24 protein-coding genes are annotated in these 26,798 nt (G+C 55.3%); 15 read left to right on the forward strand and 9 right to left on the reverse strand.

What is annotated here, in order from left to right; all coding sequences use genetic code 11:
* Positions 1–65 precede the first annotated feature (65 nt).
* The 5 genes from glnQ to rhtA all read right to left on the reverse strand — a co-directional run bounded on the left by glnQ (position 66) and on the right by rhtA (position 4,283).
* Positions 66–788: a glutamine ABC transporter ATP-binding protein GlnQ gene (glnQ, locus tag SB719_RS09320; protein WP_065649764.1), complete on the reverse strand. Its 723-nt coding sequence runs from the start codon at positions 786–788 to the stop codon at positions 66–68.
* Entirely contained in the window at positions 785–1,444 is a 660-nt protein-coding gene (gene glnP, locus SB719_RS09325; RefSeq protein WP_039383407.1) for a glutamine ABC transporter permease GlnP, read from the reverse strand. The genes glnQ and glnP overlap by 4 nt, the downstream gene beginning before the upstream one ends.
* A gap of 86 nt (positions 1,445–1,530) precedes the next feature.
* Positions 1,531–2,277, reverse strand: coding sequence for a glutamine ABC transporter substrate-binding protein GlnH (gene glnH / locus SB719_RS09330; protein ID WP_412159207.1), 747 nt, complete (start codon positions 2,275–2,277; stop codon positions 1,531–1,533).
* A gap of 305 nt (positions 2,278–2,582) precedes the next feature.
* Positions 2,583–3,086 carry a DNA starvation/stationary phase protection protein Dps gene (gene dps, locus SB719_RS09335; protein ID WP_039383410.1) on the reverse strand — a complete coding sequence of 168 codons (504 nt, stop codon included), beginning with the start codon at positions 3,084–3,086 and terminating at the stop codon, positions 2,583–2,585.
* 306 nt (positions 3,087–3,392) lie between these two features.
* Complete coding sequence (gene rhtA / locus SB719_RS09340) at positions 3,393–4,283, reverse strand: threonine/homoserine exporter RhtA (RefSeq protein ID WP_314686518.1); 891 nt, start codon at positions 4,281–4,283, stop codon at positions 3,393–3,395.
* Between the two features lie 370 nt (positions 4,284–4,653).
* Here rhtA and ompX point away from each other — a divergent pair, with 370 nt between their 5' ends.
* Positions 4,654–5,166, forward strand: a complete 513-nt coding sequence (ompX, locus tag SB719_RS09345) for an outer membrane protein OmpX (RefSeq protein WP_065649761.1) — start codon at positions 4,654–4,656, stop codon at positions 5,164–5,166.
* Between the two features lie 140 nt (positions 5,167–5,306).
* On the opposite strand, the gene SB719_RS09350 is transcribed toward ompX, so the two are convergent.
* Complete coding sequence (locus SB719_RS09350; RefSeq protein WP_412159163.1) at positions 5,307–5,498, reverse strand: hypothetical protein; 192 nt, start codon at positions 5,496–5,498, stop codon at positions 5,307–5,309.
* Between the two features lie 224 nt (positions 5,499–5,722).
* Here SB719_RS09350 and mntR point away from each other — a divergent pair, with 224 nt between their 5' ends.
* The 8 genes from mntR (at position 5,723) to SB719_RS09390 (ending at position 16,134) form a co-directional block, all read left to right on the forward strand.
* Positions 5,723–6,181, forward strand: coding sequence for a manganese-binding transcriptional regulator MntR (gene mntR, locus SB719_RS09355; protein ID WP_065649759.1), 459 nt, complete (start codon positions 5,723–5,725; stop codon positions 6,179–6,181).
* 21 nt (positions 6,182–6,202) lie between these two features.
* Complete coding sequence (locus tag SB719_RS09360; protein WP_304233674.1) at positions 6,203–7,312, forward strand: SLC13 family permease; 1,110 nt, start codon at positions 6,203–6,205, stop codon at positions 7,310–7,312.
* A 172-nt stretch (positions 7,313–7,484) separates the two neighbouring features.
* Positions 7,485–8,642, forward strand: coding sequence for an HlyD family secretion protein (locus tag SB719_RS09365; RefSeq protein WP_065649757.1), 1,158 nt, complete (start codon positions 7,485–7,487; stop codon positions 8,640–8,642).
* A complete protein-coding gene (locus SB719_RS09370; protein WP_065649756.1) occupies positions 8,639–10,207 on the forward strand; it encodes a DHA2 family efflux MFS transporter permease subunit in 1,569 nt (522 codons plus the stop codon). The genes SB719_RS09365 and SB719_RS09370 overlap by 4 nt, the downstream gene beginning before the upstream one ends.
* A gap of 1 nt (position 10,208) precedes the next feature.
* On the forward strand, positions 10,209–11,729 hold the full coding sequence (locus tag SB719_RS09375) for an efflux transporter outer membrane subunit (RefSeq protein ID WP_065649755.1): 1,521 nt from the start codon (positions 10,209–10,211) through the stop codon (positions 11,727–11,729).
* 243 nt (positions 11,730–11,972) lie between these two features.
* On the forward strand, positions 11,973–13,451 hold the full coding sequence (locus SB719_RS09380; RefSeq protein ID WP_065649754.1) for a sugar porter family MFS transporter: 1,479 nt from the start codon (positions 11,973–11,975) through the stop codon (positions 13,449–13,451).
* Between the two features lie 405 nt (positions 13,452–13,856).
* Positions 13,857–14,258 (forward strand): H-NS family nucleoid-associated regulatory protein, encoded by a 402-nt coding sequence (locus tag SB719_RS09385; protein WP_065649753.1) that lies wholly within the window; start codon positions 13,857–13,859, stop codon positions 14,256–14,258.
* Between the two features lie 283 nt (positions 14,259–14,541).
* Positions 14,542–16,134 (forward strand): ABC-F family ATPase, encoded by a 1,593-nt coding sequence (locus SB719_RS09390; protein WP_039383434.1) that lies wholly within the window; start codon positions 14,542–14,544, stop codon positions 16,132–16,134.
* 54 nt (positions 16,135–16,188) lie between these two features.
* Here SB719_RS09390 and moeB read toward each other — a convergent pair whose 3' ends face one another.
* Both moeB and moeA read right to left on the reverse strand, forming a co-directional pair.
* Positions 16,189–16,944 (reverse strand): molybdopterin-synthase adenylyltransferase MoeB, encoded by a 756-nt coding sequence (gene moeB / locus SB719_RS09395; protein ID WP_412159164.1) that lies wholly within the window; start codon positions 16,942–16,944, stop codon positions 16,189–16,191.
* Positions 16,944–18,179, reverse strand: coding sequence for a molybdopterin molybdotransferase MoeA (gene moeA, locus SB719_RS09400; protein ID WP_412159165.1), 1,236 nt, complete (start codon positions 18,177–18,179; stop codon positions 16,944–16,946). The genes moeB and moeA overlap by 1 nt, the downstream gene beginning before the upstream one ends.
* A gap of 284 nt (positions 18,180–18,463) precedes the next feature.
* Between moeA and SB719_RS09405 the strand changes: the two genes are divergently transcribed.
* The 6 genes from SB719_RS09405 to SB719_RS09430 all read left to right on the forward strand — a co-directional run bounded on the left by SB719_RS09405 (position 18,464) and on the right by SB719_RS09430 (position 25,360).
* Positions 18,464–19,414 (forward strand): isoaspartyl peptidase/L-asparaginase family protein, encoded by a 951-nt coding sequence (locus SB719_RS09405; protein WP_292969826.1) that lies wholly within the window; start codon positions 18,464–18,466, stop codon positions 19,412–19,414.
* 12 nt (positions 19,415–19,426) lie between these two features.
* Positions 19,427–21,262, forward strand: coding sequence for a dipeptide ABC transporter ATP-binding protein (locus tag SB719_RS09410; RefSeq protein ID WP_065649749.1), 1,836 nt, complete (start codon positions 19,427–19,429; stop codon positions 21,260–21,262).
* Positions 21,263–21,323: 61 nt separating this feature from the next.
* On the forward strand, positions 21,324–22,859 hold the full coding sequence (gene gsiB, locus SB719_RS09415; RefSeq protein ID WP_293006525.1) for a glutathione ABC transporter substrate-binding protein GsiB: 1,536 nt from the start codon (positions 21,324–21,326) through the stop codon (positions 22,857–22,859).
* Positions 22,860–22,907: 48 nt separating this feature from the next.
* Positions 22,908–23,828 (forward strand): glutathione ABC transporter permease GsiC, encoded by a 921-nt coding sequence (gene gsiC, locus SB719_RS09420; protein WP_304233653.1) that lies wholly within the window; start codon positions 22,908–22,910, stop codon positions 23,826–23,828.
* Positions 23,829–23,838: 10 nt separating this feature from the next.
* Positions 23,839–24,744 (forward strand): glutathione ABC transporter permease GsiD, encoded by a 906-nt coding sequence (gene gsiD / locus SB719_RS09425; protein ID WP_065649746.1) that lies wholly within the window; start codon positions 23,839–23,841, stop codon positions 24,742–24,744.
* 166 nt (positions 24,745–24,910) lie between these two features.
* The gene (locus tag SB719_RS09430; protein WP_065649745.1) at positions 24,911–25,360 is read left to right on the forward strand and encodes a DUF4385 domain-containing protein; all 450 of its coding nucleotides are present in this window, start codon (positions 24,911–24,913) and stop codon (positions 25,358–25,360) included.
* Here SB719_RS09430 and rimO read toward each other — a convergent pair.
* Entirely contained in the window at positions 25,357–26,682 is a 1,326-nt protein-coding gene (gene rimO / locus SB719_RS09435) for a 30S ribosomal protein S12 methylthiotransferase RimO (RefSeq protein WP_065649744.1), read from the reverse strand. The two genes, SB719_RS09430 and rimO, sit on opposite strands and share 4 nt — an antisense overlap.
* Between the last annotated feature and the right edge of the window lie 116 nt (positions 26,683–26,798).

Genomic DNA, 26,798 nt, shown 5'->3' on the forward strand with positions numbered 1-26,798 from the left:
GTAAGCGCCGGATAAAAAAGGCCGCCCGGTTACCCGGCGCGGCCTCATTCAGAGTGCGTAGCGCATCAGGAGACGTGCTGCAGAAACTCGCGCAGACGCTCGCTTGGCGGAGAGGTGATCAGGGTATCCGGATCGCCATCTTCCGCAATCGTACCCTTATCAATGAAGATCAGCCGCGACGCGACTTTCTGTGCAAAACCCACTTCATGCGTGACGATCACCATCGTCATGCCTTCCTCGGCCAGATCCTGCATCACCTTCAGCACTTCATGACGCAGCTCCGGGTCAAGCGCAGATGTCGGCTCATCAAACAGCATCATCTTGGGCTTCACAGCCAGCGCCCGTGCAATCGCCACGCGCTGCTGCTGACCGCCAGAGAGTTCAGCCGGGAAATGGTGCGCGCGCTCAGCCAGGCCCACTTTGCCCAGCAGCTCACGCGCCAGTTTGTGAGCATCCTCTTTTTTTGCGCCACGGACGCGAATCGGACCAAAGGCGACGTTATCCAGCGCGCTCATCTGCGGAAAGAGATGAAACTGCTGAAACACCATGCCCGCTTCCTGACGAATCAGGCGCTCATCAACTTTCGGATCGTTGACTTTCATGCCGTCGACAATCAGATCGCCGCTGGTGATCTCTTCCAGCTTGTTAATACAGCGCAGCAGCGTCGACTTACCGGAGCCGGAAGGGCCGATAATCACCACCACTTCGCCCTGATTAATCTTCAGGTTGATGTCATGCAGAACCTGCGTCTGACCGAAATTTTTAGAGACGTTTTTAAATTCAATCACAGGATTTTCACCCTTTTCTCAATACGGCGCAGCACAAAGCTCAACACCAGCGTAATAATCAGATAGATAATGGCAACCGCACTCCAGATCTCCAGCGCGCGGAAGTTCCCGGCAATAATCTCCTGGCCCTGTCGTGTCAGTTCCGCCACGCCGATAACGATAAACAGCGACGTATCTTTAATACTGACAATCCACTGGTTGCCCAGCGGCGGGAGCATGCGGCGCAGGGCCAGCGGCATAATCACATAGCGCAGCGTCTCACGGCGCGACAGGCCCAGTGCCAGGCCCGCTTCGCGGAAGCCTTTATTGATAGAGAGCACGGCACCACGCGTAATTTCGGCAATATAGGCACCCGAGTTGATCATGATGGTCACGACCGCTGCAGTGAAGGGATCGATACGCAGATCGGGAAAAGCCATCGGCAGCGCAAAGTAGATAAACATGACCTGCACAACAATCGGCGTGCCGCGGATCAGCTCAATAAATACCAGCGCGACGTTATTGGTGATCCAGCCACCGTAGGCGCGGGCAAAGCCAGCAACCAGGCCGATAATCAGGCCACCTATCAGGCCAAGAACGGAAATCAGCAGGGTCATTTTGGCGCCTTCGATCAGAATCGGCAGGGCTGGCCAGATGACGCTCCAGTCAAACTCCATGGTGTTACTCCGGAATATGTTGCAATGGAAAAGGTAAAAGCAGGGCGCAAAGGGCGCCCTGCTGCATAAGCCCGTTTACGCAGGCATTATTTTGGTTCAGTACCGAACCATTTTTTATAAATTGTGTTGTAAGTACCGTTGTCGCGCAGCGTTTTCAATGCACCGTTAATTTTGTCGCGCAGTTCATCACTGCCTTTAGGCAGTGCCACCCCATATTGCTGAGCTTCAATCGACTCGCCTACCGCTTTGAAACGGCCTTTACCGGCGGTATTGATAAAATAGAGAATATTCGGCGTATCGTGCAGCACGGCGTCAGCGCGGTTAGTGGCTAACTCCATGTAGGCGTTGTCGATATTCGGGAACTGACGCAAATCTTTGGTTTTGATATGCGCTTTGGCATAGTCCACCGAGCCGGTCCCGCTTTTCACCGCAACGGTTTTACCGTTGAGATCGTCGATGCCTTTAATGTTATTTTCGTTATTACGTACCATCACCAGCAGACCGCTTTTATAGTAGCCATCGGAAAAGTCGATCGCTTTCTTACGTTCCTCGGTAATGGTAATGCCGGCCAGGGCCAGATCGACATTTTTGGTTTGCAGTGCCGGAATGATGCCGCTGAAATCCATTGGCTTCAGGGTGTAATCCAGCTTCAGCTCTTTCGCCACTGCATCCCAGAGATCGATATCAAAACCAACATATTTGTCTCCCTGTTTAAATTCAAAAGGAACAAATGCGGTGTCGGTCGCAACAATCAGTTTTTTGTCTGCAGCGGTAGAAGAAAGAGAAAAGGCCAGCGCCAGCGCGGCCACAGAGACGTTAAACAGAGACTTCATCATTTTATCCTTTATTGCTCTGCAGGCCTGATGGCCTGCACTACGGCTGTCATATGAAAAAATTATGCCAACTTTAATAACAGCCCGAAATTACCGGCTGCAGGGCTATCAGCTGACACGATTTTGCAGAAAAATGAACCTATGCACTATTTATGGGCACCATTATGGTGCATGGGACATTTTTGGTGCAGCCACAGTGTGCATCAGGATGATGACAAGAAAAGAGTGGGATGAAAGAAGTGTTAACAGGGTCAAAAAAGCGGGGCAGCAGCAATAAAAAAGGCGGGATAACCCGCCTCTGATAATTATTCGATATTGGCTTCGATAAACCACAGGAACTTGTCGAGATCGCGGGACGCTGCGGTAAAGATATCGGCAGTATCTTCATCTTTGACTTCAGTGATCGCTTTGCGGGTATCGTTAGCCACAATGGCGTAGCGATCGGCCAGTGCTTTCAGGTGATCCTGAACGCTGTGAATATTCAGCGGATAGCTCTGCAGTGGCGTTTTATCATTTACGACCTGCGTGGTGCCCAGTGCCACGCCGCCCAGCTGGATCACGCGTTCAGCAATGGTGTCCTGATGTTCGGTAATAGCAGCACGGAATCCATCCAGCATTTCATGCACGCCAATGAAGTTTGCGCCGCGCATGTTCCAGTGCGCCTGTTTGGTGATCAGGGACAGGTCAATGAATTCCACAACCAGACGGTTGAGCACCTCAATGGTGGCTTTCTTTTCGCTGTCAGCCACATCATTGCGGGTGTAAATCAGATCGGAAGCATTGTTTTTAACCAGTTTTGCGGTACTCATCATTTATGTCCTCTAATTGATGTTGTCCTAATCAAGCACGGAAATAAGTATAGCAGCTGTTATAAAATATGCTGAAGCGTTCTGGCCGATAGCAGAGATAGATAAAGACATGAGACGGCTTTATAAGTATGCTTGCGCAATAACGTATATTAATCAGTTAGTTATTATATGGAGCTGAAAAGCATTTTCAGTGTGACAAAATAATAACAGCTTTAGCGATGCGATAACGGAATGATAATGATTCCGGATGCTGTTGCAGCCTGCTGAAATAACAGGCTGCGGCGGCCAGAGATAATTAAAGGTGGTTCATGCGACTTCTTTCAGCCGGGCTTTCTGTCGCATCATGAGCGTTGTGCCTGCTGACGCGGCAATAATCGCCAGCAGACCGAGCCACTGCGGCGGAGTAAGCCGTTCACCCAGAAACAGCATACCGGAGAGGGCTGCCACAGCGGGTTCCAGGCTCATCAGCGTACCAAAGATCCGCGCCGGCAAACGGGTCATTGCAATCATCTCCAGTGAATAGGGGATGGCACTGGAGAGCAGAGCGATCAGTAGCGCCAGCGGCAGAATCTCCCAGTGCCAGATGCCGGGCGAGGCAAACAGCAGCCCCAGCGGCACAAAGATGACTGAAGCAATCAGTGAACCCATTGCCACGGTTGCCGGACCGTGCTCCGCGCCGGCACGCTGCCCGGCGAGAATATAGATTGCCCAGCAGACGCCGGCACCGACTGCCAGCAGGGCGCCCAGCGGATCAATATGGCTGACACCGTCACCAATCGGCAGCAGAAACCACAGGCCGGCGACCGCCAGGGCGATCCAGAGAAAATCAAGCAGCCGGCGTGCGCCCGCCAGCGCCAGCGCCAGCGGACCGAGAAACTCCAGCGCAACGCCCACTCCCAGCGGAATGGTTCTCAGGGCGAGGTAAAACAGGAAGTTCATACAGCCGAGCGCCAGACCGTAAATCAGCAGAGGTTTGCGCTGCGCGGGGGTAAAGCGCAATCGCCAGGGCTTGAAAAAGAGACAAAGCAGTAGCGTTCCGAGTCCGAGACGCAACGCGGTGATGCCAGGCGCGCCCGCCACGTCAAACAGCGATTTTGCCAGCGAAGCGCCACCCTGCAGTGACATCATAGCGACAAGTAAAATGACGACGGGCAGCCATACGGGAAAGCTATTTTTGCGAGAAAGAGGCGCAGACATCCTGTTGTCGATTCCGGAAATAAGGGGTGAGCGAAGGGGAGTAGCTTAAAGCAAATACTGGCGGACAGGGAGAAAATAAGGCCAGTTACGCTTCAGAAAATGGCTAAAAAAGAGCCATTTGCAGGGCCAATTTTGTAAAGAATTGTCAGATTACTTTAGGAATTTACTTAAAGGCATTTTTTGTTTGCAGAATTATTGAACTAAATAACTGCGTATTTTATAAGTAAAATGAATGACATAGGAAACTTCATTAACTTTCTGTTACACCAAACAATCTCTTGGACAACAAAATCCGGGCAGAGTTTCTCCCTAACTTTTGTTATATTTTTAGCGTTGTCAGGAGAGAAGTATTTTCACATTTGAGGTGGTTATGAAAAAAATTGCATGTCTTTCAGCACTGGCTTGTGTACTGGCAGTTTCTGCTGGTTCAGCCATGGCACAGAGCACCGTTTCTGGCGGTTACGCACAGAGCGATTATCAGGGCGTTGCTAACAAAGCTAACGGCTTCAACCTGAAATACCGCTACGAAGACGGTTCCAACCCACTGGGCTGGATCGGTTCTTTCACCTACACCGAAAAAGATCGTACTGAAGATGGTGTTTACAACAAAGGCCAGTACTACGGCTTCACCGGTGGTCCGGCTTACCGTCTGAATGACTGGGCGAGCATCTACGGTGTTGTAGGTATCGGCTACGGTAAATTCCAGCAGAACGAAACTGCCGGTCAGTCTAAATCTGACAGCAGCGACGTAGGCTTCTCTTACGGCGCAGGTCTGCAGTTTAACCCAATTGAAAACGTTGCGCTGGACGTGGGCTACGAGCAGAGCCGCATCCGCAACGTTGACGTAGGCACCTGGATCGCTGGCGTCGGTTACAGCTTCTAAGTTTAGCTTAGACCAGAGTTGCACATGAAACGGTCCCGCAGGGGGCCGTTTTTTTTTGCCTGCATGTTGAGTTGCAGCAGAGCAGGGCAGAAAAACAAAAACCCGCCATTGGGCGGGTTAAGCAGTAGCCTTGCGGACGTTCAGCCGCGCCAGATAATCTGCTCGCACGGGCGTTCACACTTTTTGCCTGCGAGCTTTTCCAGCAGCATCAGACGGAGCGCAAAAGGCGAGCGGCTGAACAGGCAGAGCAGCGATTTGATATCAAAAGCGGGCTTGCGCTGAGCGGCTTGCGGGCATTTGCCACAATCAATGCAGTTTTTCAGGGTGCTCATCTTCACCTCCCCATGAATAACAGATGATGCGTAAGCGCGGCTGCGTACCGGACACTGCTGCCTTTTCACGCTTTTCGCTTACATCATGTACAAAGATAGCATTGGCTATACTCTTTAGCCAACACTATTCATGAAAAATTTGTGCTTATTTGCGCCTGGTTTACAATGAGCGCAGCCAGTCCGCACGGCAGGTAAGGTGCGGCAGATAATAAAGAGGAAGCTTAATGAGTCGTCGTGCGAAAAATGCCATCAATACCCCTCAGGGGCCGCTTAAGGATATTGAGGAGCATGTTGAAGGCTTTCGTCAGGTGCGCGAAGCTCATCGTCGTGAATTGATTGATGATTACGTCGAGCTGATTTCCGATCTCATTCGTGAATTTGGTGAGGCGCGTCAGGTGGATATGGCGGCGCGTCTTGGCGTATCGCAACCCACTGTGGCAAAAATGCTGAAGCGTCTGAGCACGACAGGCCTGGTAGAGCAGGTACCCTATCGTGGCGTCTTCCTGACGCCTGAAGGCGAAAAACTCGCGGAGGCAAGCCGCGTTCGCCACCATATCGTTGAAACATTTTTGCTGGCATTAGGCGTCAGCCCGGAGACCGCACGACGCGACTCTGAAGGGCTGGAGCATCACGTCAGTGACGAAACCCTGGCTGTCTTTCAGAAATTTTATGAGAGTCGTTAACTTATAAGGCCTGCCGCTATCATGCCCATTGTGCTTCGATCCTTAATGCGTGACCGTATTTTGCATTTGTTGTTACTGTTGGGTGTGATACTGCTGCCGCTGGCAGAGTATCGCTGGCCACAGCTGCCGGCTTCCGTAGACTGGCAGACCATTATGACGCTGACCGGCCTGCTGATGCTGACGAAAGGGCTGGAAAACAGCGGCTATTTTGACGTCCTGGGCGCACGACTGATTCAGCGCTTTCAGCATGAACGCGCGCTGGCGCTGTTTATGGTCTGCGCTGCCGCGCTGCTTTCAACCTTCCTGACCAATGATGTCGCACTGTTTATCCTGGTCCCGCTGACGCTGACGCTGCGTAAATTCTCCCATCTGCCGGTTTCGCGGCTCATTATCTTTGAAGCGCTGGCGGTCAATGCCGGATCGCTGCTGACGCCGGTCGGGAATCCGCAAAATATCCTGCTGTGGAGTCACGGTTCGCTGAGCGTGGGTGGATTTGTCCTGCAGATGCTGCCGCTGGCGGCCGTGCTGATGATAACGCTGATCGCGCTGACCTGGTGGAGCTTCCCGGCGCAGCATATAGACAAGCACAGCGATGCTGCTGCGCAACAGTGGAGCCGGCGTCTGTTCAGCGTAAGTCTGCTGCTCTATATCGTATTTATCGTGGCGCTGGAGCTGAAGATGACTGGCTGGGCGCTGCTGCTGGTCGCGGTCTGTTTCCTGATGATGGCGCGAGGCGTACTGGCCGCAATTGACTGGAGTCTGCTGCTGGTCTTTGTCGCGATGTTTATCGACGTTTTTCTGCTCATGCATCTGCCTGCACTGCAGCCGTGGTTCGCCCGCATCGGGCAGCTGGGGGAGGGCGGTATCTATTTACTGGCTATCGGCCTGTCGCAGTTTATCAGTAATGTTCCGGCCACTATTCTGCTGCTGCAAAAAACCGATCCCTCTATGGTGCTCGCCTGGGCGGTCAATATAGGCGGCTTTGGGCTGCTGCCGGGATCGCTGGCAAACCTGATTGCGCTGCGCATGGCGCAGGACAAAGCAGTCTGGTGGCGTTTTCATCTCTACTCACTGCCGATGCTGGCATGGTCAATGCTCTGCGGCTGGCTACTGCTGCAGTGGCTTCACTAGGTTTCTCTCGTCTGCGGGCGCTCTCTGTTTAGCGCCTTTTCAGCAACTGTGGCAGAACGTGCCGCCTGTCTCTGCTTATGTAAAGTTACACTGGAATTTGTCAATTTATTATCTAATGTTAAGTTGACCGTTTGTGCCCGGGGAACGGGCTTTCAGCCAGTGATGACAAATTATGAGCGAAAATCAGCAGCAGGATCCGCAAAAACCGTCAGAAAACGACAACGAATCGCAGCAGGATAAGAACCAGCCGCAGCAGCAGGATAAAGATAACCAGGATGAAGAGCAGCCGCGCAAGCGTCCCGGTAAAAAGCCGCTCATCATTCTCGCGATTGTTGTGGTGATTATGCTGATAGTGGGTTTCTGGTTCTGGTTTACCACCCGCAATATTGAAACCACCGATGACGCCTTTACGGAAGGCAATGCGGTCACCGTGGCACCTAAAGCCTCGGGCTATGTGGTGCAGCTGCTGGTTAAAGATAATCAGCGGGTGAAGAAAGGCGATCTGCTGGTGGTGATCGACCCGCGCGATAGCGCTGCACAGCGCGATCAGGCTAAAGCGCAGCTGGGTCTGGCGCAGGCGCAGCTGCATCAGGCGCAGGCGCAGCTGGCACTCTCGCGCGTGCAGTATCCGGCGCAGCGCGACCAGGCGCTGGCGCAGCAGGCGAGCGCGCAGGCCAGCTTACTGAATGCGCAGGCGGATTATCGCCGTCAGCGCGGTGTGGATCCCCGGGCAACGTCCCAGCGTAATATCGATACCGCGGCGGCGCAGCTGCGTTCGGCTGAAGCACAGCTGCAGAGCGCTAAAGCGCAGGTTGAAGTCGCCTCGCAGGTAAAACTGCAGATCCGGCAACAGGAAACGAACGTTGAAGCGCGCCAGCAGCAGGTAGAGCAGGCGCAGGCGCAGCTCAATACTGCAGAGCTGAACCTCTCTTATACCGAAGTGCGTGCGCCTTACGACGGGTTTGTCACCAAACGTAACGTGCAGCTCGGTACGCTGGTGCAGGCGGGGTCAGCCCTGTTTTCGCTGGTGTCACCCGACATCTGGATCACCGCTAATTTCAAAGAGTCGCAGCTGGCGCGCATGAACCCGGGTGACAAAGTGGAAATCAGCGTGGACGCATGGCCTGATATGAAACTGCATGGCCACGTCGACAGTATTCAGATGGGGTCAGGCTCACGTTTCTCTGCCTTCCCGTCGGAGAACGCCACCGGTAACTATGTGAAAATTGTGCAGCGCGTTCCGGTTAAAATCGTAATCGATAGCGGACTGGATCCCGAGCATCCGCTGCCGCTTGGGCTCTCGGTAGAGCCTGAGGTGACGGTAGAATGAGTGCAGGCGAGAGCTGGCGCCCGGCCAGCAACCCCTGGCTGGTCGCCATCACAGTAACGCTGGCGGTGTTCATGGAGATTCTGGACACCACTATCGTTAACGTTGCGCTACCGCATATTGCGGGTTCACTCTCTTCCAGCTATGACGAATCCACCTGGGTGCTGACCTCCTATCTGGTGGCAAACGGTATTGTATTGCCGATATCTGCTTTTTTCAGTCGCCTGTTTGGCCGCAAGCAGTTCTTCCTGATCTGTATTGTGATGTTCACTATCTGTTCATTTCTCTGCGGCATTGCCACCGAGCTGTGGCAAATCATCCTGTTTCGCGTGCTGCAGGGCTTTTTTGGCGGTGGCCTGCAGCCGGTGCAGCAATCAGTGCTGCTGGACTACTTCAAGCCTGCCGATCGCGGTAAAGCCTTTGGCCTCTCCTCTATTGCAATTATTGTGGCGCCGGTGATCGGCCCCACGCTGGGCGGCTGGATCACCGATAACTACAGCTGGCGCTGGGTCTTCTTTATTAATATCCCGGTGGGCATTTTAACGGTGCTGGCGATTTACCAGCTGCTTGAAGATCCGCCGTGGGAGCGCAAGTGGGCCAAAGGCCGGCTGAAAATTGACTATATCGGCATCAGCCTGATCACACTTGGCCTGGGCTGTCTGCAGGTGTTTCTCGATCGCGGTGAAGATGAAGACTGGTTCGCTTCCCATTTTATCCGTCTGTTCGCCATGCTGGCAGCGGTGGGGCTGGTGGGCGCCGTCTACTGGCTGCTCTATGCGCGTAAGCCGGTGGTGGATATTCGCGTGATGAAAGATCGCAACTTCTGGGTTGCCGGTCTGCTGATGGCCGGTATGGCCATGATCCTCTACGGCAGCTCAGTGGTGCTGCCGCAGCTGGCGCAGCAGGACCTGGGCTATACCGCCACCTGGTCAGGACTGGTGCTGTCGCCTGGTGCAATACTGATAGTCCTGACTATTCCACTGGTGCTCAAGCTGATGCCAATAGTGCAGACGCGCTATATTATCGCCTTTGGCTTCAGCTGCCTGGCGCTGGCCTTTTTCTACTCCAGTACGCTGACGCCGGACGTTGACTTTAAAACCCTGGTTATGATGCGCAGCGCGCAGTCTATCGGACTGGGCTTTCTGTTTGTTCCGCTTACCACCATTGCGTTTGTCACAATTCCGCAGAAGCTCAACGCCGATGCGTCCGCGCTGTTTACCATGTTTCGTAACGTGGCCGGCTCGATCGGTATCTCACTGGCCACCGCCGGCATCACCGAGCGCGAACAGGTGCGGTCTGCGCACATGGTGCACAACATGTCGCCACTGAACGAACAGTTCAACCTGACATTGCAGCAGTGGGCTCAGGCGATCCGCGATTTTACGCAGGTAGCTGGCGATCCGCTGCAGCTTGCCGCGGGCCAGCTCTATCAGGAGATGATCGCTCAGGCGCGCATTCTGGCCTATATCGACGTGTTCACGGGACTGAGCATTGTCGCGATGATATTGATCCCTCTATGTTGGTTACTTTCGCCGATCAAGAGCGAAGGCAGTGCAGGAGCACACTAAAATGAGAACCTTTTCACGCGTTGCGCTGCCGCTGACGCTGACGACGCTGCTGGCGGGCTGTGCCGTTGGCCCCGACTATCAGCCCCCGCGTCCGCAGACGCCCGGCAGCTTTCACGCACTGTCATCACAGGAAACCTCTAAGCCACTGGCTGCCGCACCCAACCCTCTCTGGTGGCGCAGCTTTAACGATCCGCAGCTCAATAGCCTGATCGATCGCGCAATCAGCGGTAATCTCTCACTGCAGCAGGCGGTATTACGTATCGCCGGTGCACGCGAGCAGCTGGCGCAGGCGCGCGGGGGGCTGTTTCCCGCTCTGAATGGCTCAGCCAAAGTCACGCGCCAGCAGCTGGGTCTGAAAGGCCTGCTTAAATCCAATGGCGTATACGATCGGGTGGATAATGATATCGCCGGACAGCTGGATGGACTGAATCACTCTGTAACGCTCTATCAGGGCAGCTTCGATGCCAGCTGGGAGCTGGATATCTGGGGCAAGGTACGCCGGCAGATGGAAGCCGCCGATGCGCAGCAGCAGGCGGCTGTTGCACAGCGTGACGACGTGCTGATTTCAGTGGAAGCTGAAGTGGCGCGTGCCTATCTGCAGCTGCGCGGAGCGCAGGCGGTGCTGGCGACGCTGCAGACGCAGATCAACGTTGCGCAGGAGACCTGGGAACTGACACAAAGCCAGCAGCAAAACGGTCTGGCACCGGCAACAAATGTGGAAAATGCCCGGGCGCAGCTCGCCTCGCTTAATGCACAGCTGCCACAGTATGAGGCGCAGGCGCGGCAGGCGATGAACGGTCTGGCGGTGCTGCTCGGCAAAACGCCCGGCGCGCTGGATAATGAGCTGATGCCGGTAAAAGCGCTGCCGGCCTTGCCAGGCCTGGTACCGGTAGGGATCCCGGCGACGCTGGCGCGCCGGCGGCCCGATATTCGTCAGGCTGAAGCCACGCTGCATGCGCAGACCGCCAATATTGGCGTCTCAGTTGCCAGCCTCTTTCCGGATCTCTCCCTGACCGGTCAGCTCGGCGTCCGTAACACCGATGCCAGCTATCTTGACGACTGGAGCAGCCATTTCTTCAGCATTGGTCCGTCACTCTCTATTCCGATCTTCCAGGGCGGGCGGCTGGTGTCCAGCGTGAAGCTGGCCCGGGCTCAGCAGGCCAGCGCTGCGCTGGATTACCGGCAGACAGTGCTGACGGCGCTGCAGGATGTAGAGAATGCGCTGGTCAGCTACCGGGCAGATCAGCAGCAGGTTACCGCACTGGATGAAACCACCGGCGCGCTGCAGCGGACATTTGATCTGGCCAGCGACAGCTATAAGCAGGGTCTGACCACCTTTCTTGACGTTCTGGATGCGCAGCGGCAGCTGGCGCAGGCGAAAGCACAGTCGGTACAGGCCCGTACGCAAAGCGCGCTCGATCTGGTGGCGCTCTACAAAGCACTGGGCGGCGGATGGGAAAATTATCAGCAGGTTACCCTGCCAGATTATGCGGTATTTGGCCCGGCCACGCAGGCAAACTGACCGTCAGGTCGTCCTGTCACCGGGGCGACCTGATAATTGAAATAAATATTCCTTTTTATATAAGAATTTAAATTTACGCTTTCCGCAGCTGACATAAACAGACAAGCGGGCTGGTTTTATGTGATCGGTATCTAATTTCCTGTCATCAGTTATGATGAACACGGCAAAACTAAAATTTCATATTTAATTTTTATGGCAAAAATACTCTATTTTTGATGCATCTTTTCAGAAATGGAGTTAGTTATGCCTCGTGAAACCTGGCTTACCCTCAATAAAGCCTCAGGACCGAACAGTAATACGCGTACAGAACCCTTCGTTAAAGTGATTGCGGCCGTTGCCACGCTGGGCGGACTGCTTTTCGGCTATGACACCGGCGTCATCTCCGGGGCGCTGCTGTTTATGGGGGATGATATACATCTGACGCCTTTAACCACCGGTCTCGTTACCAGTAGCCTGCTGCTGGGCGCGGCATTTGGCGCACTGATATCGGGGCATTTTGCCGCGGCGGTCGGGCGGAGAAAAATCATTCTGGTACTGGCAACCATTTTTGCTGCCGGCGCGCTGGGAACGGCGCTGGCGCCAGACGCTGAGTGGATGATTTTCTTCCGCCTGGTCCTCGGGGTCGCCGTCGGCGGTGCTTCCGCTACTGTTCCGGTCTACATTGCGGAAATGGCACCCGCCAATAAACGCGGTCAGCTGGTGACGATGCAGGAGCTGATGATCGTCTCCGGCCAGATGCTGGCCTACATCTCTAATGCCGGATTCCATGCCGCCTGGGGCGGTGAGAGTACCTGGCGCTGGATGCTGGCGGTGGCGACGCTGCCTGCTGTCCTGCTCTGGTTTGGCATGATGTTTATGCCGGATACGCCGCGCTGGTATGCGATGAAAGGACGTCTGGCTGAAGCCCGCAAAGTCCTGGAGCGGACCCGCGCACGTGAAGACGTAGAGTGGGAAATGACCGAAATCACCGAGACGCTGGAAGAGGAGCAGCAGCAGCGTCCGCGTCTGCGCGAGTTGCGTCAGCCCTGGCTGCTTAAGCTCTTTTTTATCGGCACAGGTATAGCAGCAATCCAGCAGCTTACCGGCGTCAACACCATCATGTACTATGCGCCGGTGATGCTGAAGGCGGTAGGCATGGATGATAATGCCGCGTTGTTTGCCACTATCGCCAATGGGGTTATCTCAGTACTGATGACATTTGCCGGGATCTGGCTGCTTGGACGTATTGGCCGCCGTACCCTCACGCTTATCGGACAAATAGGGTGCACTGCCTGCCTGGTCTTTATCGGATCCGTCAGCTACTTTATGCCGGACACGTTAAACGGTCAGCCTGATATGCTGCGCAGCTATATGGTCCTGCTGGGTATGCTGCTGTTTTTAAGTTTTCAGCAGGGGGCGTTATCACCGGTCACCTGGCTGCTATTATCCGAAATTTTCCCGACGCGGCTGCGCGGTATATTTATGGGCGGGGCGGTATTTGCCATGTGGCTGACGAATTTTACTATCTCATTACTGTTTCCGTTGCTGCTCGCATGGGTGGGTTTGTCAGGTGCCTTTTTTATTTTTGCGGCAGCCGGCCTGTTCGGTACGCTGTTTGTTTTCTGCTGTGTACCGGAAACCCGTAATCGTTCACTGGAACAGATTGAGCATTATCTGCGCGACTGGCTGACGGAAACATCACCGCGTCAGGTAATGAGGCCATCAGCCCAGAAAAGCGGATAAAAAATAGATTTCTCTGATAAAACCGGCGCTCGCCGGTTTTTCTTTTTAGGCGATAGTCAGGCTGACTTCCACATCAATAAAAAAGTACAATAAATGTGAATAAGAGCGACATGATTAATTATTTTTACGCTTCGCCTGCAGGATGTCACAAACTAAAATTTTGCTAACTACTTGTTTCACTCGTGGGATCGGCAAATGAAATCGATATCAATGCAACAAGTGGCGGGAAACTTTATCAGTTTATTAACGCTTAATGTTAACCGATACGGCTTATCCTGACTGAACAATAACAATAAGCGAACCTGTTAAGAATAATCCGGTCTGCAAAATTAATTTATTTTTTTATTTGAATTGGGTAATCTTGCCGCTACAGTTTATTAATACCCCTTAAACAAGGACATTGTGATGAGTGACGCATTTAAAGTACTGAACAACATTCGCACATTACGTGCGCAGGCGCGTGAACTGCCGCTGACCGATCTGGAAGAAATTCTGGAAAAATTAACTGTCGTTGTGACAGAACGTCGTGAAGAAGTTGAAGCCGAAGAAGCGCAAAATCGCGAAAAAGAAGAGAAGCTGTCTAAATATCGCGAAATGCTGCTGGCTGACGGTATCGATCCTAACGAATTACTGGGCGCACTTGAAACCGGTAAAAAACGCGCCAAGCGTGCACCGCGTCCGGCTAAATATACCTATACCGACGAAAACGGTGATGAAAAATCCTGGACCGGCCAGGGACGCACGCCAGCAGCGATTAAAAAAGCGCTGGATGCCGGCAAGAGCCTGGACAGTTTCCTGATTAAATAAGCGACGCAATCCTTGTATATGGGAGCCGGGGACATATTGTCCCCGGCTTTTTTATTGGCTGATGTTTTTATCTTATGTAACAAACTGCGCTAACTGATAACGATGACGTAACGTCAGCAGGGCAGAATCGCCTGATACGGATGCTGTTAACACTATTTTGCATCTGCTAACAGCCTGTTTGCGGAAAAGCTGCGCCATTGCCCGGCGCAGACTGGCTCATATAGCCCATCTCTGGCATAATGCCCGCTGTTTTTTCATCCACCGTGTAACAAAGGTCAATGCCGTGTTAGTTTCCAGCAATATCACTATGCAGTTCGGCAGCAAGCCGCTGTTTGAGAATATCTCCGTTAAGTTTGGCGGAGGTAACCGTTACGGTTTAATCGGTGCAAACGGCAGCGGTAAATCGACCTTTATGAAAATACTGGGCGGCGATCTCGTGCCTACCAACGGCAATGTCTCACTCGATCCCAATGAGCGTATTGGTAAGCTTCGTCAGGATCAGTTTGCCTTTGAACAATATAGTGTGCTGGATACGGTCATAATGGGGCATCAGGAACTCTGGGCCGTAAAAGAAGAGCGCGACCGTATTTACGCTCTGCCAGAAATGAGTGAAGCAGAAGGCTACAAAGTTGCCGATCTCGAAGTCGCCTACGGTGAAATGGATGGATATAGCGCGGAATCACGTGCGGGCGAGTTATTGCTGGGCGTGGGTATTCCGGTTGAACAACATTACGGGCCAATGAGCGAAATTGCACCGGGCTGGAAACTGCGTGTACTGCTTGCGCAGGCGCTGTTCTCTAATCCCGATATTCTGCTGCTTGATGAGCCGACGAACAACCTGGATATTGATACCATCCGCTGGCTTGAACAGGTACTGAACGATCGTAACAGTACGATGATCATCATTTCGCATGACCGTCACTTTTTGAATATGGTCTGCACGCATATGGCGGATCTCGATTATGGCGAGCTGCGCGTTTATCCGGGCAATTACGATGAGTACATGACCGCAGCAACGCAGGCGCGCGAACGTCTGCTGGCTGATAACGCGAAAAAGAAAGCGCAGATTGCTGACCTGCAATCTTTTGTCAGCCGCTTTAGTGCCAACGCCTCTAAATCCCGTCAGGCAACATCGCGTGCGAAACAGATTGATAAAATCAAACTGGATGAAGTTAAAGCGTCCAGTCGTCAGAACCCTTATATTCGCTTTGAGCAGGATAAGAAATTATTCCGTAATGCGCTGGAAGTGGAAGCGCTGACGAAAGGATTTGATAACGGCCCACTCTTTAATAAGCTGAATCTGATGCTGGAAGTGGGCGAGAAGCTGGCAATTCTGGGTGCCAACGGTATTGGTAAATCCACGCTGCTGAAAACGCTGGTGGGCGAATTAACTCCGGACAGCGGCAGCGTTAAATGGTCTGAAAATGCGCGCATCGGCTATTACGCGCAGGATCATGCCGAAGATTTTGCCGAAGACCTGAGCGTGTTCGACTGGATGAGCCAGTGGAAGCAGGATGGCGATGATGAACAGGCCGTACGCAGCGTACTGGGCCGTTTACTGTTCAGCCATGACGACATCAAAAAACCGGCCAAAGTGCTGTCGGGCGGTGAGAAAGGGCGGATGCTGTTTGGCAAGCTGATGATGCAGAAGCCTAACATTCTGATTATGGATGAGCCGACCAACCACCTGGATATGGAATCGATCGAATCACTCAACATGGCGCTGGAGATGTATGAAGGCACGCTGATCTTTGTTTCACATGACCGTGAATTTGTCAGCTCGCTGGCCACGCGCGTGATGGAGATGAAAGGCGAGCGCATCGTTGACTTCACCGGTAACTACGAAGATTACCTGCGCAGCCAGGGTATTTCATAACCCTGATCTTTCTGTCTGCTTAACAGGCCGCCCGACCGGGCGGCCTGTTTGCATTCAGGGGGCACCACACACGTCACACTGTGCGTCCTGCACTACTTTCATACTGCGGAATTCAGCACGCATTGCGTCATACATCAGCAGGCGTGAGCGGGGGGGTTCACCAAACGCGGTAAGCAGTTTCAGCGTCTCCATCGCCTGCATTGCGCCAATGACGCCCACCAGCGGGGCCATCACGCCGGCTTCCACGCAGCTCAGCATCTGTTCTCCGAACAAACGGCTGATACAGCGGTAACAGGGCTCGCCAGGCTGCCAGGTAAAAACGCTCAGCTGGCCTTCCATGCGGATCGCTGCACCGGAAATCAGCGGGACTTTTTGCCGGAAGCAGAGGCGGTTCAGCTGTTCACGTGTAGCCACATTATCTGTGCAGTCCAGCACCGCATCATGCCGCGCAATCAGCGCACTCAGGGCTGCGTCATCAGTCTGCATGTCACAGGTTTCAATCACGCAGTGCGGATTCATGGCGGCTAACTGCGCGCGCGCAGAGTCGACTTTGGGCTGGCCAATCGTTTCATCGCGATGCAGGATCTGCCGCTGCAGATTGCTCAGGCTGACGGTATCAAAGTCGAGCAGCGTCAGATGTCCGACGCCAGCGGAGGCGAGCCAGGGTGCGGCCGCGCATCCCAGCCCCCCCAGGCCCGTTATCAGCACGCGTGACTCTGCGAGCTGCTCCTGAGCGGCGAAGTCGAAGCCGCGCAGTACAATCTGCCGGTTATAGCGCAGCATCTCTTCATGCGTAAGTTCGCGTGTCATTACCCCTCCAGCAGAGGGTTAAAAGGCTCAACTTCAACCCATTCACCCGCTTCTGCCGTACCGCGTTCGCGCTCCAGCACAATAAAGCAGTCGGCCTGCGCAAACGAACTGAAAACGTGAGAGCCCTGTGCACCGGTGGAGCGAACTTCCAGCACACCTTCGCTGCTGCGGCTGAGCACCCCGCGCTGAAAATCGAGGCGTCCCGGTGATTTTTTCAGACGGTCCAGCGTCCGCGCACGCTGGCGCAGCGGCATTGCCGGTGTTGTCTGACCGCTCAGCCTGACCAGCAGCGGCTGGACCAGCTGATAAAAGGTCACGGCGGCAGAGACCGGGTTGCCCGGCAGCCCGCAGAACAGACTATTGGCCAGCTGGCCAAACGCGAAAGGTTTGCCCGGCTTGATCGCCAGTTTCCAGAAGCCTATGGTGCCGAGTTCGTCGAGGATCTCCCGGGTAAAATCCGCTTCACCCACTGAGACGCCCCCGGTGCTGATAACCACATCGGCCTGACTGTCTGCTGCCATAAAGGCCTGACGCAGCGCGAGCGGGTCATCAGCGATAACGCCGAGATCGATAACCTCGCAGCCCAGCTTGCTGAGCATCAGCGAGACGGTAAGGCGATTGGTGTCATAAATCTGGCCCTCTGCCAGCGGTTCCCCCACGGCCTGCAGCTCATCTCCGGTCGAGAATATTGCCACCCGCAGCCTGCGCCGCACCGATACCCGGGCAATACCCAGCGAGGCGAGCAGCGGCAGCTCAGCGGCACCCAGCCGCACACCCGCTGCCAGAACCTGATGTCCGGCGCGAATATCTTCACCGATGCGGCGGATATTCTGACCCGCGTTTACCGGTGCGGTGATCGCGATACCGTCTGCGTGCGGTTCCGTTTGCTCCTGCATGACCACCGCGTCACAGCCTGCCGGTACCGGGGCACCGGTCATGATGCGGATAACGCTGCCTGCCGGCCATGCGCCCCGCCAGGGGGCACCGGCAAAGGCTTTGCCCGCGACGGCGAGCTGCCCGTCAGCACTGAGATCGCTCAGCCGCACCGCATAGCCATCCATTGCAGAGTTATCGAATGAGGGCACATCCAGCGGTGAGATCACCGCCTCTGCGGTAATGCGTCCGGCAGCATCAGCGAGGGTAACCTGTTCGGTTCCGCTCACAGGTTGCAGCGTTTGCAGCATCATCTGCTGCGCCTCTTCCAGCGAAATTAAGCCAGCGGTATTGGGTTCCATATCTCTCCCGGACGGATAAATGTCAGATGTAACCTATTATGGGTTAAGGCGCTGGCGTAAGGCCAGACCCGTTTGATCCGGCCGCACAGATCGCGCGGTGGGCATTTAACAAGGTCTGTCGCGAAAGGAAAAAGCTATAAAGCCTGAGAAGAGGTTATGAGGGCAGATGCACTTTCTGCTTTACAAGCTGCCGGGTGCTTCCTATAGTCGAAAATTGTCTGAAAATGATGAAAACCATTCTAAATCAGTGTTTTTTCTGCTGATAATCCTGACAGGTGCAGCTAATGACGAAAGCAGTAATCGCTATCCATGGCGGAGCAGGCGCGCTTTCCCGCACGACTATGAGCGCGGCGCGCGAGCAGCATTACCGGCAGCAGCTGCACGACATTATCGCAGCGGGGCAGCAGATTCTGGCTGCCGGCGGAAGCGCACTGGATGCGGTGACTGACGCAGTGCGACGGCTGGAGGCGTGTCCGCTATTCAATGCCGGGCGGGGCGCAGTTTTCACCCATCAGGGCACACACGAGCTGGATGCCAGCATCATGGATGGTCGTACGCTGCAGGCGGGCGCAGTAGCAGGCGTCAGTCATATTGAACATCCGATCCTTGCCGCGCGTAAAGTACTGGAGGCGAGTCCTCACGTGCTGCTGATCGGTGCCGGCGCAGAAGCTTTTGCCGTGGCACAGGGGCTGGAGCCCGTTGCCGCTGACTTTTTCTCAACGCCAGAACGTCTGGCGCAGCTGCTGCGCGTGCGCGACAGCGACGCTACGCCGCTGGATCACGATGTGGCCGCGACGCCGCTGGATGAGGATCGCAAACTGGGTACCGTGGGTGCGGTCGCGCTGGATCTGCACGGCAATCTTGCCGCGGCGACCTCCACCGGGGGCATGACCAACAAGCAGGCTGGCCGCGTGGGCGACTCGCCGCTGATTGGCGCCGGCTGCTATGCCAGCAACGACAGCGCTGCGGTCTCCTGTACCGGCACCGGTGAAGTCTTTATGCGTACGCTGGCGGCTTATGATGTCGCCGCACAGATGAAATATGGCGGACGCTCGCTGCAGCAGGCGACCGCCAGCGTCATCCACGATACGGTATCGGAGCTGGAAGGCAGCGGCGGTCTGATTGCGGTTGACGCACACGGCAATCTTGCACTGCCGTTTAACAGCGAAGGCATGTACCGGGGCTTTGCTTACGTTGAGGGTCCGGTTGAGGTAGCCATTTACCGCGACAGCTAAGGAGCAGGCAGAATGGAACAGCAGCAGGTGCTGGCGGTACGCGATCTGTGCGTCACTTTTCAGCATGAAGAGAGCAAAACTGAAGCGGTCCGGCATCTTTCGCTCGATCTGTTGCGGGGTGAAACCCTGGCGCTGGTTGGCGAATCCGGCTCAGGTAAATCAGTGACGTCACTGGCGCTGATGCGCCTGATTCAGCAGGCGGGCAGCGAGATAAGCGGTGAGATAAAGCTGCGCCGCAGAAACGGGGAGATCCTGGACGTGATGCGTGCGTCAGCCGGTGAGATGCGGCAGGTGCGCGGCGCTGACATGGCGATGATCTTCCAGGAACCGATGACCTCGCTGAACCCGGTGTTTACCGTGGGCGAACAGATTGCTGAATCCGTGCGCTTACATCAGAAAATGAGTCACCAGCAGGCGCTGGCTGAAGCGCGTCGCATGCTGGACCTGGTACGCATTCCGGATGCGCACGCTATTCTGTCGCGCTATCCGCATCAGCTCTCTGGCGGCATGCGCCAGCGCGTGATGATTGCGATGGCGCTCTCCTGCCGGCCGGCGCTGCTGATTGCCGATGAGCCGACTACGGCTCTGGATGTCACTATTCAGGCGCAGATCCTGCAGCTCATCCGCGTGCTGCAAAAAGAGATGCAGATGGGCGTGATTTTTATCACGCACGATATGGGCGTCGTTGCTGAGATGGCCGATCGGGTACAGGTGATGTATCGCGGCGATGTTATCGAACAGGCGCCGGTGCAGCAGCTGTTTAACGCACCGGTTCAGCCCTATACCCGCGCGCTGCTGGCGGCCGTACCCCGGCTGGGTGCAATGAGCGGGCAGCCACTGCCGGCAAAATTTCCGCTGCTCCACCCCGGCGGGCAAGAGGTGCCGGCTCTGCCGCAGGATACCGTGCGCCGCGATCGGCCTCCGGTGCTGCAGGTGCGCGACCTGGTCACCCGCTTCGATCTGCGTGGCGGTCTCTTTAACCGGGTCACGCGCCGGGTGCACGCGGTAGAGAAGGTGAGCTTTGATCTCTATGCCGGTGAGACGCTGGCACTGGTTGGTGAGTCGGGATGCGGTAAATCGACCACCGGTCGTTCACTGCTGCGGCTGGTCGCCAGTCAGGGCGGCAGCATTACCTTTGACGGCCAGCGCATCGACGCGCTGCAGGGTGCCGCCCTGGCGGCGCTGCGGCGCGATATTCAGTTTATTTTTCAGGACCCTTACGCCTCACTCGATCCGCGCCTTACCGTGGGCTTTTCTGTGATGGAGCCGCTGCTGGTGCACCGGGTGATGAGTCGTGCGCAGGCAGAGAAGCGCGTTGCCTGGCTGCTGGAGCGGGTAGGGCTGCAGCCGGAGCATGCGCAGCGCTATCCGCATGAGTTTTCAGGCGGGCAGCGCCAGCGCATCTGTATTGCGCGTGCGCTGGCGCTGAATCCCAAAGTGGTGATTGCGGATGAATCGGTGTCAGCGCTGGATGTATCGGTCCAGGCGCAGATTATCAATCTGATGCTTGATCTGCAGCGGGAAACCGGCATCGCGTTTCTGTTCATTTCCCATGATATGGCAGTGGTGGAGCGGATCAGCCATCGTGTAGCCGTGATGTATCTGGGACAGATCGTTGAGATAGGACCACGCCAGGCGGTGTTTGAGCAGCCACGTCATCCTTATACCCGCAAGCTGATGGCGGCGGTACCGGTGGCCGATCCGGCACACCGGCACCGTGAACGGGCGTTAATGGTTGATGAGATCCCCAGCGCCGTACGTCCGCTGGGAGATGAGCCGGAAATCGCGCCGCTGCTGGAGGTCGCGCCGGGACACTTTGTGGCACGCCACGCGATCAGCGGCGCCTGACAAAAACAGAGCGTCCTGAACCCAGGACGCAGCAGACAGGGACTACAGGAGAACCACCATCATGCACCAGATTATGCGTAACGGAATTATGACGGCTGGCGTGCTGAGCGCTGCGCTGTCGCTGCCCGCCTGGGCGGCAAAAGATGCGGTCATTGCCGTGGGCTCGACCTTTACCACGCTGGATCCTTATGACGCCAACGATACGCTATCGCAGGCGGTTGCCAAATCCTTCTATCAGGGGCTGTTCAGCTTTGATAAGGAGATGAAGCTGGTTAACGTGCTCGCCGAAAGCTCTCAGGCCAGCGATGACGGGCTCACCTACACCATCAAACTGCGTTCCGGCATCAAATTTCAGGATGGTACCGATTTCAACGCTGAGGCGGTGAAGGTCAACCTCGATCGCGCCAGTAATCCCGACAACCATCTCAAACGCTATAACCTGTTCAAATATATTGCGACCACGGAAGTGGTCGATCCGCTTACGGTAAAAATTACGCTGAAGCAGCCGTTCTCGGCGTTTATCAACAATCTGGCGCATCCGGCGGCGGCGATGATTTCGCCCACCGCGCTGAAAAAATATGGCAAAGAGATTGGCTTCCATCCGGTCGGCACCGGACCCTATCAGTTTGACACCTGGAACCAGACCGATTTTGTCAAAGTGAAAAAGTGGCCGGGCTACTGGAAGCCGGGCTATCCAAAACTCGATACCATCACCTGGCGGCCAGTCGTGGATAACAACACCCGCGCGGCCATGCTGCAGACCGGTGAGGCGACGTTTGCGTTTCCGGTTCCTTTTGAGCAGGCCAAACGCCTTGAAAGCAACGGTAAGCTGAACGTAGTGACCACGCCTTCTATCATGCAGCGTTACATCAGCCTCAACGTGACGCAAAAGCCGTTTGATAACCCGAAAGTGCGTGAAGCGCTGGAATATGCCATTAACCGCGAGGCGCTGGCAAAAGTGGCGTTTGCCGGTTATGCCACCCCCGCTACCGGTATCGTGCCGCCCTCTATCGATTTCGCTCAGCGTTATCCGGCTATCAAATATGATCCGGCAAAAGCGCGCGCGCTGCTGAAAGAAGCGGGCTACGCCAGCGGTTTTGAGACCACGCTCTGGTCCTCGCATAACCACAGTACGGCGCAGAAGGTGCTGCAGTTTACCCAGCAGCAGCTGGCTCAGGTAGGCGTGAAGGTAAAAGTCACCGCCATGGATGCCGGACAGCGGGCCGCGGAAGTGGAAAGCAAGGGGCAGAAAGAGAGCGGTGTGCGCATGTTCTACACCGGCTGGTCCGCCTCTACCGGTGAAGCCGACTGGGCGCTGACGCCGCTGTTCGCCACCACCTCATGGCCGCCAGCGATCTTCAATACTGCGTTTTACAGTAACCCGCAGGTGGATAAAGATCTGGCTGATGCGTTAAAGACCACCGACCGTGAACGCAAAGCGCAGCTGTATAAAGATGCGCAGGATCGCATCTGGAACGATCGCCCGTGGATCCCGCTGGTGGTAGAGCAGCTGCTCTCTGCCAGTAACAAAAACCTGACCGGGTTTTATGTCATGCCGGATACCTCGTTTAATTTCGACGAAGCGGATCTGAAGTAACCAGACTGGCCAGCCGTTCAGGCTGGCCACTGCTGCGCAGGATGTTGCATGCTCAACTACTTTTTTAAACGATTGCTGGGGCTGATCCCCACGCTACTGATTGTTGCCGTACTGGTGTTCCTGTTCGTGCATCTGCTGCCCGGCGATCCGGCACGTCTGATTGCCGGACCCGAAGCCGATGCGTCCGTTGTTGCGCTGGTACGCAGCGAGCTGGGGCTGGATCAGCCTCTCATCCGGCAGTTCGGGCACTTTATTTTCAACGCGCTGCAGGGCGATTTCGGCCAGTCGCTGGTCTCCAGACGCCCGGTCGCGGATGAAATTGCGATGCGCTTCTATCCGACGCTGTGGCTGACGCTGGCCAGTATGGCGTGGTCAGTGCTGCTGGGTATGGCGCTGGGGATTGTTTCTGCCGTATGGCGCAATCGCTGGCCCGATCGTATCGGCATGACGCTGGCGGTTTCCGGCATCTCGTTTCCGGCCTTTGCGCTGGGCATGCTGCTGATGCAGATTTTCTCCGTGGAGCTGAGCTGGCTGCCCACCGTCGGCGCGGATAGCTGGCAGCACTATATTCTGCCCTCTGTCACGCTGGGCGCTGCCGTCGCGGCGATCATGGCGCGCTTTACCCGCGCCTCCTTTATAGAGGTTTTGCAGGAAGATTACATGCGCACCGCCCGGGCCAAAGGCGTACGCGAATCGGTGGTGGTGGTAAAACATGGGCTGCGTAACGCTCTGATCCCGGTGGTCACGATGATGGGCCTGCAGTTTGGTTTCCTGCTGGGGGGATCTATCGTCGTGGAGGTGGTGTTTAACTGGCCTGGTCTGGGTCGCCTGCTGGTGGACTCCGTGGAGATGCGTGACTATCCGGTGATTCAGGCGGAAGTCCTGCTGTTTTCGCTGGAGTTTATTCTGATCAACCTGATTGTCGATATGCTTTACGCGGCGATTAATCCGGCTATTCGCTACAAATAAGGAGTCGCAATTGAACAACTGGCGACGCGATGCGGCGGTGAAACAGCTGCCGCACCTGACGGAAAACCGGGTGCGTACCCCGTGGCGTGAGTTCTGGCGCCGTTTTCGCCGGCAGCATGTGGCGCTGCTGGCAGGCAGTTTTGTCCTGCTGCTGATTGTGGTGGCCTGTATTGCACCGTGGATCGCGCCTTTCGATGCGGAAAACTATTTCGACTACGATCGCCTGAATGAAGGGCCATCCTGGCTGCATCTGTTTGGCGTGGACTCGCTGGGGCGCGACATATTCAGCCGGGTGCTGGCTGGTACCCGTATCTCGCTGATGGCGGGCTTTTTCTCTGTGATTATCGGTGCGTTTATCGGTACGCTGCTGGGTCTGCTGGCGGGTTACTATGAGGGCTGGTGGGATCGCCTGATTATGCGCATCTGCGACGTACTGTTCGCGTTTCCCGGTATTCTGCTGGCGATTGCGGTCGTCGCCATTATGGGCAGCGGGATGAGCAATGTCATTGTGGCGGTAGCGATTTTCAGCATACCCGCGTTCGCCCGGCTGGTGCGGGGTAACACGCTGGTGCTGAAGCAGCAGACTTATATCGAATCGGCGCGCAGTATCGGTGCTTCAGACCGGACCATTATTTTACGGCATATTCTGCCCGGCACGATCTCATCAATCATGGTCTATTTCACGATGCGGATTGGCACCTCAATTATTACTGCCGCCAGCCTCTCTTTTCTGGGGCTCGGTGCACAGCCACCCACGCCGGAGTGGGGAGCGATGCTGAATGAAGCGCGGGCAGATATGGTGATGGCACCCCACGTGGCTATTTTTCCCAGTCTGGCGATTTTCCTGACCGTACTGGCATTTAACCTGCTGGGTGATGGTCTGCGCGATGCGCTGGATCCAAAACTGAAAAGCTGAGCAGCGGACCGGTCCGGGCCACTAAATGTGTCTAATATTAAAGGAGCAGCAATAACGCTTTCACAGATTTCCCCCGGCCCGTTTCGCAGGACGTTGCTCCGCCGGTAAGCATGCTGCCGGCGCAAAGCAGTTCCGGTCACAGGTCAGGGCGCAAAGGAGAAAAGAGATGGAACCGTTTGACTATCAGCAGGATTATAAAAATCTCGATTTGCGACAGCATCCTGAACTCTATCGCGTAGGGCGGGGTGAGCAGGGCGTACTGATGGTAGAGCCTTACAAAAGCGAGATTCTGCCCTGGTGGCGTTTTCGCACCGTCGAGGTGGCGAAAGAGTCGTCTGAAAAAATCATGCAGCTGTTTGAAGACTATCGCGAGAAAGATGATTTTGTCGGTATGGATATGGCACGCAAATTTATTCAGATGGGATATACGCGCGCCCGACGCTACAGCAATCATCAGGGCGGACGTAAATATGATGCTGATGGCAAAGAGCTGCCGCGGACGGTAGAGAAAGAGAAGGCCGCCGCGGCGGCCATCTTTAAAGCGTGCTGGGATAAATTACGCGCTGATGAAGATTATCTGGCGCGTAAAAAAGCGCATCAGAAGAAATATGGTTAGATGCGGCTGCCCCACAGATCGTATTCGTCGGCGTGTTCCACTTTCACCCGCACCACATCACCTGCTTTTACCTGCCGGTCGCCGTTGAGATAGACGGCACCGTCGATTTCCGGTGCGTCTGCCATGCTGCGTCCGACGGCACCTTCTTCATCTACTTCATCGATGATCACCAGTATTTCGCGGCCGACTTTCTCCTGCAGACGTTCGCTGGAGATCTGCTGCTGCAGCTGCATAAAGCGGTCAAAGCGCGCCTGTTTTACCTCTTCCGGAACCGGATCCGGCAGCTGATTAGCGGTAGCGCCTTCTACCGGGCTGTACTGGAAGCAGCCTACGCGATCGAGGCGCGCTTCTTTCAGGAAGTCGAGCAGCATCTGGAAATCTTCTTCGGTTTCACCGGGGAAGCCCACGATAAACGTAGAGCGCAGCGTCAGCTCCGGGCAGATCTCGCGCCAGCGCTTGATGCGCTCCAGCGTACGTTCCACAGCGCCCGGGCGCTTCATCAGCTTCAGAATACGCGGGCTGGCGTGCTGCAGCGGAATGTCGAGGTAGGGCAATATTTTGCCTTCTGCCATCAGCGGGATGACATCATCCACGTGCGGATAGGGATAAACATAGTGCAGACGCACCCAGACGCCGAGCTTCGCGAGCTGTTCGCACAGGCTCACCATGCTGGTTTTTACCGGCGCGCCGTTCCAGAAACCGGTACGATGTTTCACATCAACGCCGTAAGCCGAGGTGTCCTGTGAGATCACCAGCAACTCTTTCACGCCCGACTCAGCCAGACGCTTCGCCTCATCCAGCACGCTGCCAATCGGGCGGCTGTCGAGATCGCCACGCATGGACGGAATAATGCAGAACGTACAGCGGTGGTTGCAGCCTTCTGAGATCTTCAGATAGGCGTAGTGGCGCGGCGTCAGTTTCACGCCCTGCTCAGGCACCAGGCTCAGAAACGGGTTATGCACAGGTTTAGGCACGTAGGTATGCACGTGCTCAAGTACCTGCTCATAGCTGTGCGGACCGGTGATCTCCAGTACTTTCGGGTGCACTTCGCGGATCTGATCCACTTTGGCACCCAGACAGCCGGTGACGATCACTTTGCCGTTCTCATTCAGCGCTTCACCAATCGCTTCCAGAGATTCCTGAACCGCGCTGTCAATAAATCCGCAGGTGTTAACGATAACGATCTCCGCGTCATCGTAGCGTGGTACCACGTCATAGCCTTCAGTACGCAGTTCCGTCAGGATACGTTCTGAGTCAACGAGGTTTTTAGGACAACCGAGTGAGACGAAGCCCACGCGTGGCGGATTAGTGACATGGCTCATAAGGATAAAAATTCATCATAATTAGTATGGACAGGAGCGCGATTGTACAGAGGTTGCAGCGGAAAATGTATAGCTGAAGCGATAATCTGCCTGACAGCAAAATATGAATGCAGCGC

It is taken from the genome of Pantoea sp. SIMBA_079, from assembly GCF_046940275.1.
In the GTDB taxonomy this organism is placed as follows: domain Bacteria; phylum Pseudomonadota; class Gammaproteobacteria; order Enterobacterales; family Enterobacteriaceae; genus Pantoea; species Pantoea borealis.